The sequence below is a fragment of the uncultured Azohydromonas sp. genome (genome assembly GCF_937926365.1).
In the GTDB taxonomy this organism is placed as follows: Bacteria; Pseudomonadota; Gammaproteobacteria; order Burkholderiales; family Burkholderiaceae_C; genus Azohydromonas.
Genome location: NZ_CALAOH010000127.1, coordinates 65,335 through 71,885, shown reverse-complemented (window position 1 = coordinate 71,885; position 6,551 = coordinate 65,335). Strand labels below are relative to the sequence as shown.

Here is a 6,551-nt window from a genome sequence, read left to right as displayed (position 1 = left end):
CGTAGGCCTCGGGCTGGTAGTAGTCGTAGTAGCTGACGAAGTACTCGACGGCGTTCTTGGGGAAGAACTCGCGGAACTCGCTGTAGAGCTGCGCGGCCAGCGTCTTGTTGGGTGCGAACACGATCGCCGGGCGGCCCAGCCGCGCGATGGCGTTGGCCATGGTGAAGGTCTTGCCCGAGCCCGTGACGCCCAGCAGCGTCTGGAAGCTCAGGCCGTCCTGCACGCCCTCCACCAGCTGCTCGATGGCCGTGGGCTGGTCGCCCGCGGGCGGATAGGGCTGGAACAGCTCGAAGGGCGAGCCGGGATAGCGCACGAACTCGCCCTGCGGCGCTGCGGCTTCCGGCGCCGCCGCAGCGGCATCCTGCATGGCGGCGCAGCTCGGTACGGGCTTGGGTGAAGGCATCTGGAATCCTGGAATACCGGGGAAAACGACGTGGCGGCTTAGAATTGCGCGCCCTCGCGGGTCAGACCGCAGGGCAATCCGACAGCCTAGCGCATCGCCCCTACCCCCAGCGGCGGCGCTCCTCTCCCCCTTCTGGAATCACCCATGTCCCTGTTTGCCGCCGTCGAAATGGCCCCGCGCGACCCGATCCTGGGCCTCAACGAACAGTTCGCCGCCGACCCCAACCCCGCCAAGGTCAACCTGGGCGTGGGCGTGTATTTCGATGATGAGGGCAAGCTGCCGCTGCTCAAGTGCGTCGCCGCTGCCGAGCAGCAGCTGCTGGAAGCCAAGAAGCCCCGCGGCTACCTGCCCATCGACGGCATCGCCGCCTACGACAAGGCGGTGCAGGGCCTGGTGTTCGGCGCCGACAGCGACGCTGTCAAGGGCGGCCGCATTGCCACCGTGCAAGCCCTGGGCGGTACGGGCGGCCTGAAGATCGGCGCCGACTTCCTCAAGCGCGTCAACCCGGCCGCCAAGGTCCTGATCAGCGACCCGAGCTGGGAGAACCACCGTGCGCTGTTCACCAACGCGGGCTTCGAAGTCGGCACCTACCCCTACTACGACGCCGATAAGCGCGGCGTGCGCTTCGACGACATGGTTGCCGCGCTGCGCGGTGCCGCCAAGGGCACGATCGTGGTGCTGCATGCGTGCTGCCACAACCCGACCGGCTACGACATCACGCCCGAGCAGTGGACGCAGGTGGTCGCTGCCGTCAAGGACGCCGGCCTGGTGGCCTTCCTCGACATGGCCTACCAGGGCTTCGGCGAGGGCATCGCCGAGGACGGCGCCGTGATCCAGCAGTTCCTGGCCGCGGGCATCGACTTCTTCGTCTCCACCTCCTTCTCCAAGAGCTTCTCGCTCTACGGTGAGCGCGTGGGCGCGCTGAGCGTGGTGTGCGACAGCGCCAACGAGGCCGCCCGCGTGCTCTCGCAGCTCAAGATCGTCATCCGCACCAACTACTCCAACCCGCCCACCTTCGGCGCGCAGGTGGTGGCCACGGTGCTGACCACGCCTTCGTTGCGCGCGCAATGGGAGGAGGAGCTCGCCGGCATGCGCCAGCGCATCAAGCTCATGCGCTCGCTGCTGGTGGAAAAGCTGCAGGCCGCCGGCGTGAAGCAGGACCTCTCCTACATCGTTCGCCAGAAGGGCATGTTCAGCTACTCCGGCCTGAACAAGGAGCAGATGCAGCGCCTGCGCAGCGAGTTCGGCGTCTACGGCGTGGACTCCGGCCGCATCTGCGTGGCCGCGCTCAACAGCCGCAACATCGACGCCGTGGCCACCGCCATGGCCAAGGTCGCCGCCTGACGCGCTCCTGCCTTCCGGCACGCCGTCGCGACAGCGGAGGCGGTGGCCGGAAATTTGCGTGAACTGCATCGCACATGGGCCGGGTTTCCGGCCCTTCGCACATCCTTGACTTGTCACAGGATGGCACGCTCCCGACTCGTCGCGCACAAAAATTGCTGCACTTGCACAAAGAGCTGCACCTTGTCAGGTTCAGCTCATCTGCGGCGCTCATCCTAAAAACGTCCGAGACGTCGTCCGTCCCCAATCTGCTGCGAGGTTCCGTTCGATGCTGTACCAGCTCTACGAAAGCCAGCGCGCCTTGATGGCGCCCTTCTCCGAGTTCGCCAGCGCGGCTTCCAAGCTGTACGACCATCCGCTGTCGCCCTTCGCCCACTCCATCCTGTCGCAGCGCATCTCCGCCGCGCTGGACCTGCTGCACCGGCTGGCCAAGGACTACGAGAAGCCCCAGTTCGAGATCACCTCCGCCACCGTCAACGGCGTGGAGGTCGCGGTGCAGGAGCGCGTGGCGTTGCAGAAGCCCTTCTGCCGGCTGCTGCGCTTCAAGCGCTTCAGCGACGATCTGCCCGCCCTCACCGCCATGAAGGGCCAGCCCACGGTGCTGGTGGTCGCGCCGCTGTCGGGCCACCATTCCACGCTGCTGCGCGACACGGTGCGCTCGCTGCTGCACGACCACAAGGTCTACATCACCGACTGGACCGACGCGCGCATGGTGCCCGCCTCGGAGGGCCCTTTCCACCTCAACGATTACGTCGAGTACGTGCAGGAGTTCATCCGCTTCATCGGACCGAACGTGCACGTCATCTCCGTGTGCCAGCCCACCGTGCCGGTGCTCGCGGCCGTGTCGCTGCTGGCCAGCCGCGGCGAGGCCACGCCGCGCACCATGACGATGATGGGCGGCCCCATCGACGCGCGGCGCTCGCCCACCGCCGTGAACAACCTGGCGATGAACAAGCGCCACGAGTGGTTCGAGAACAACGTGATCTACCGCGTGCCGCCGAACTACCCCGGCGCAGGGCGGCGCGTGTACCCGGGCTTCCTGCAGCACACGGGCTTCGTGGCCATGAACCCGGACCGCCACCTGAGCTCGCACTACGACTACTTCCTCGACCTGATCCGCGGCGACGAGGACAGCATCGAGGCGCACCGCAAGTTCTACGACGAGTACAACGCCGTGCTGGACATGCCGGCCGAGTACTACCTGGAAACCATCAAGACGGTGTTCCAGGACTTCGCGCTGGTCAACGGCACCTGGGAGGTCGAGGGCGAGTTCGTGCGTCCGCAGGACATCAGTACCAGCGCGCTGCTGACCGTCGAGGGCGAGCTCGACGACATCTCCGGCGCTGGCCAGACCAAGGCCGCGCATGACCTGTGCACCGGCATTCCCAAGGAGCGCCAGTTTCACTACGACGTCGAAGGCGCGGGCCATTACGGCATCTTCTCCGGCCGCCGCTGGCGCGAGAAGGTGTATCCGCAGGTACGCGACTTCATCGCCCGCTTCGACGAGCAAGTGACGCCCCCGGCCAAGCGCGAGGCGCTGCCCGACGCCACGGCCGAGGCGGTGCCGGCGGTGCCGGCGGTGCCCGCGCGCTCCAAGCGTTCCACGACCAAAGCCGGTGCCTGAAAAAGTCGCCTCAACCCCAGCGCTGAGACCGGCCGCCGCCCTGCCCTCGCTGCAGGGTCTGGCCGCCGCCATCGACGCCGAACTGCCACAGACGCAGTGCACCCGCTGCGGCTACCCGGACTGCCGCGGCTACGCGCAGGCCGTGGCCGCCGGCGAGGCCGGCATCGACCGCTGCCCACCTGGCGGCGCCGAGGGCGTGCGTCGGCTGGCCACACTCACCGGCCAGCCGACACGCCCGCTGGATGCAGGCTGCGGCACCGAAGCGCCGCGCATGGTGGCTTTCATCGACGAGGCCTGGTGCATCGGCTGCACGCTGTGCATCAAGGCCTGCCCGGTGGACTGCATTGCCGGCGCCACCAAACGCATGCACACCGTCATCGAGAACGAGTGCACCGGCTGCGAGCTGTGCGTCCCCGCCTGCCCGGTGGACTGCATCGTGCTGGAGCCCATCACCGCCGCCACCGGCTGGGCGGCCTGGAGTCCGGCACAAGCCGAGCAAGCCCGCCGCCGCTACGCCGCGCACCGCGCGCGGCTGGCGCAGGCCGAGGAGGACACGCGCGAGCGACTCATCGCCAAGGCCGAGACCAAGCTGGCCGACCTGCCCGCCCACAGCCGCCACCAGGACCCCGAGACGCTGGACAGGAAACGCTCCGTGATCGAGGCCGCGCTGGCCCGCGCCCGCGCGCAGCGCGCCTCGCGGGTGTGAACGACACTGCCATGAACGACCAAGCCGTCGAACGGCTGTTCGCCACGCTGCGCGCCGCCAACCCGCAGCCCACCACCGAGCTGGAATTCACCAACGTGTTCGAGCTGCTGGCGGCGGTACTGCTGTCGGCGCAGTCCACCGACGCGGGCGTCAACAAGGCCACGCGGCAGCTGTTCCCGGTGGCCAACACGCCGCGCAAGATGTTCGCGCTGGGCATCGAAGGCATCGCGGGCTACATCCGCAGCGTGGGGCTCTATCCCACCAAGGCCAAGAACCTCTGGAACACCAGCCGCATCCTGCTGGAGCAGCATGGCGGGCGCGTGCCGCGCAGCCGCGAAGCGCTGGAGGCGCTGCCCGGCGTGGGCCGCAAGACGGCCAACGTGGTGCTCAACGTCGCCTTCGGCGAGCCGACCATGGCGGTGGACACTCACATCTTCCGCGTCAGCAACCGCACCGGTCTGGCGCCCGGGCGCACGCCGCTGGAGGTCGAGCAGGGACTGCTGCGGCGCGTACCCGAGGCCTACCGCGTGGACGCGCACCATTGGCTGATCCTGCATGGGCGCTACGTCTGTCAGGCCCGGCGCCCGCTGTGCGAGCGCTGCGCGGTGGCTGACTGCTGCGATCAATTTCTGAGTAGCCGATCGTAAGGACGCGGAGCCTACAATCCCCGGCCTCGCCTCGCCCTCCCAAACATGCCGACCCTGGAAGAACTTGCCGAGCGCATCGAGTTGCTCGCGCGCCGCCATGAGCAGCTCCAGCAAGCCCATGCCGAACTGCAGCGCCAGCACGCCGAGCTCGGCGCCGAACGCGACCAGTTGCGCTCGCGCCTGAACGCCGCACGCTCACGCATCGACGTGCTCATCGAACGGCTCTCCGCCACCGATGCCCGCCAGGGCTGATCCGCCGCCGCGTCCCCTTTCGCCATGAAACAGCTCGAAGTCACCATCCTCGGCCAGAGCTACCTGCTGGGCTGCCCTGACGGCGGTGAGCAGGCGCTGCAGGCCGCCGTCGCGCAGGTGGACCGCGAGATGACGGCCATCCGCGACGCCGGCCGCATCAAGGCGCGCGAACGCATCGCCGTGTTGGCCGCGCTCAACCTGGCCTATCAGCTCGTGCAGCGCCCCGCCGCACCGCCGCCCGGCGAAACCGGCACCGCGGCCACCGCGCCGAGCGAGGCCCAGTTGCAGGCGCTCATCGAGCGCATCGACCGCGCGCTGGCTGCGGATGCGACTTCAGGCACGCCTTGACAGGGTTGATGTACCTCATCCCGCAGTCGTTGCGGACGAGGGCGTAAAATTCGCCTCGTCCGCCGCGTTCGTGTGGGTTCTATATTTCCTTGAACCGATGCTCTCGCGAGCAAGGGCCTGGAAAATTGCTGGACGGGCGCGATCGTCTCGCGTCAGACGAACCCGAAGTCCTGCTGACCGGACCCACCTGAATCCCCTGGGTTCAGGAATGCGGCCCACAGCTCGCGACGGACACCCCCTCTTCCTTCACCCGCGTCTTGCACCTGTTGCAGCCGGCAGCCTCGCTGCTGGTGCGACGCATGCCCTTGCGCGGCAGCGGCCGGACGCGTCGGCCTCTTAGCATCATGGACCTTTCACTCGCGGCCGAGTTGCTGCTGCTGGGCTGCTGTACCGGCTTTCTCGCGGGACTATTGGGCATCGGCGGCGGCATGCTGCTGGTGCCCTTCCTCAGCTTCATCCTGACGCAGCGCGGCGTGCCTTCGGGCATGGCGGTGAAGATGGCCATCGCCACGTCCATGACAACCATCGTCTTCACCTCGCTGTCCAGCGTGCGCGCGCACCACAAGCGCGGCGCGGTGCGCTGGCCGCTGGTGCGCAACATGGCGCCGGGCATCGTGGTGGGCGGACTGCTGGCCGGCGCGGGCGCCTTTGCCGTGATCAAGGGCCAGGCGCTGGCGCTGTTCTTCGCCGCCTTCGTCGCCTTTTCGGCCACGCAGATGCTGCGCGGGCGCCCGCCGCATCCGGACCGCGACATGCCCGGCCGCCTAGGCCAGGCCGCCGCGGGCAGCGGCATCGGCTTCCTCTCGGGCCTGGTGGGCGCGGGCGGCGGCTTCGTGTCGGTGCCCTTCATGACCCGCTGCAACGTGCCCATCCACCATGCGGTCGCCACCAGCGCGGCGCTGGGCTTTCCCATTGCGGTCGCCAACACCGCGGGCTACCTCGTCGGTGGCCTGGGCCTGCCGCCAGCCCTGCCCGGCGCACTGGGCTACCTGTACCTGCCAGCGCTGGCCGTGGTCGCCCTGGCCAGCGTGACCATGGCGCCCATGGGCGCGCGCGCCGCGCACGCGCTGGACGTGCGCCAGCTCAAGCGTTCCTTTGCCGTCCTGCTGTACCTGCTCGCGGCCTACATGCTCTACAAGGGACTGAGCAGCTGACGAGGCAAGTTGGTGCCGGCGCAACGAGCTTGCCGCGCCCGTAGCGGCTCCATCGGAAAGCCCGGCAGCAAGCAGT

General features: G+C 68.6%; 8 protein-coding genes and 1 other RNA gene. 8 read left to right on the top strand and 1 reads right to left on the bottom strand.

Going from position 1 to position 6,551, the window contains the following annotated elements; genetic code table 11:
- Positions 1 to 367, bottom strand: a 367-nt coding sequence (locus Q0741_RS13445; protein ID WP_298233714.1) for a DEAD/DEAH box helicase family protein, incomplete at its 3' end; no start/stop codon positions are given.
- A gap of 180 nt (positions 368 to 547) precedes the next feature.
- On the opposite strand from Q0741_RS13445, the gene Q0741_RS13440 reads away from it, so the two are divergent.
- From Q0741_RS13440 to Q0741_RS13405, 8 genes are all read left to right on the top strand, one after another.
- A complete protein-coding gene (locus tag Q0741_RS13440) occupies positions 548 to 1,747 on the top strand; it encodes an amino acid aminotransferase (protein WP_298233707.1) in 1,200 nt (399 codons plus the stop codon).
- A gap of 265 nt (positions 1,748 to 2,012) precedes the next feature.
- Positions 2,013 to 3,368 (top strand): polyhydroxyalkanoate depolymerase, encoded by a 1,356-nt coding sequence (locus Q0741_RS13435; protein WP_298233706.1) that lies wholly within the window; start codon positions 2,013 to 2,015, stop codon positions 3,366 to 3,368.
- Positions 3,369 to 3,417: 49 nt separating this feature from the next.
- Entirely contained in the window at positions 3,418 to 4,074 is a 657-nt protein-coding gene (rsxB, locus tag Q0741_RS13430) for an electron transport complex subunit RsxB (protein WP_298233713.1), read from the top strand.
- A gap of 11 nt (positions 4,075 to 4,085) precedes the next feature.
- Positions 4,086 to 4,721: an endonuclease III gene (gene nth, locus Q0741_RS13425; RefSeq protein ID WP_298233705.1), complete on the top strand. Its 636-nt coding sequence runs from the start codon at positions 4,086 to 4,088 to the stop codon at positions 4,719 to 4,721.
- Between the two features lie 45 nt (positions 4,722 to 4,766).
- Positions 4,767 to 4,973, top strand: coding sequence for a DUF904 domain-containing protein (locus Q0741_RS13420; protein ID WP_298233704.1), 207 nt, complete (start codon positions 4,767 to 4,769; stop codon positions 4,971 to 4,973).
- Positions 4,974 to 4,997: 24 nt separating this feature from the next.
- Complete coding sequence (locus Q0741_RS13415) at positions 4,998 to 5,321, top strand: cell division protein ZapA (RefSeq protein WP_298233703.1); 324 nt, start codon at positions 4,998 to 5,000, stop codon at positions 5,319 to 5,321.
- A gap of 53 nt (positions 5,322 to 5,374) precedes the next feature.
- Positions 5,375 to 5,559, top strand: a non-coding RNA gene (gene ssrS / locus Q0741_RS13410) — 6S RNA.
- 106 nt (positions 5,560 to 5,665) lie between these two features.
- Entirely contained in the window at positions 5,666 to 6,475 is an 810-nt protein-coding gene (locus tag Q0741_RS13405) for a sulfite exporter TauE/SafE family protein (RefSeq protein ID WP_298233702.1), read from the top strand.
- Positions 6,476 to 6,551 lie beyond the last annotated feature (76 nt).

Coding starts and splice junctions, on each gene's coding strand:
- Q0741_RS13440 (WP_298233707.1), top strand. CDS start 548: ATGTCCCTGTTTGCCGCCGTCGAAATGGCCCCGCGCGACCCGATCCTG.
- Q0741_RS13435 (WP_298233706.1), top strand. CDS start 2,013: ATGCTGTACCAGCTCTACGAAAGCCAGCGCGCCTTGATGGCGCCCTTC.
- nth (WP_298233705.1), top strand. CDS start 4,086: ATGAACGACCAAGCCGTCGAACGGCTGTTCGCCACGCTGCGCGCCGCC.
- Q0741_RS13420 (WP_298233704.1), top strand. CDS start 4,767: ATGCCGACCCTGGAAGAACTTGCCGAGCGCATCGAGTTGCTCGCGCGC.
- Q0741_RS13415 (WP_298233703.1), top strand. CDS start 4,998: ATGAAACAGCTCGAAGTCACCATCCTCGGCCAGAGCTACCTGCTGGGC.
- Q0741_RS13405 (WP_298233702.1), top strand. CDS start 5,666: ATGGACCTTTCACTCGCGGCCGAGTTGCTGCTGCTGGGCTGCTGTACC.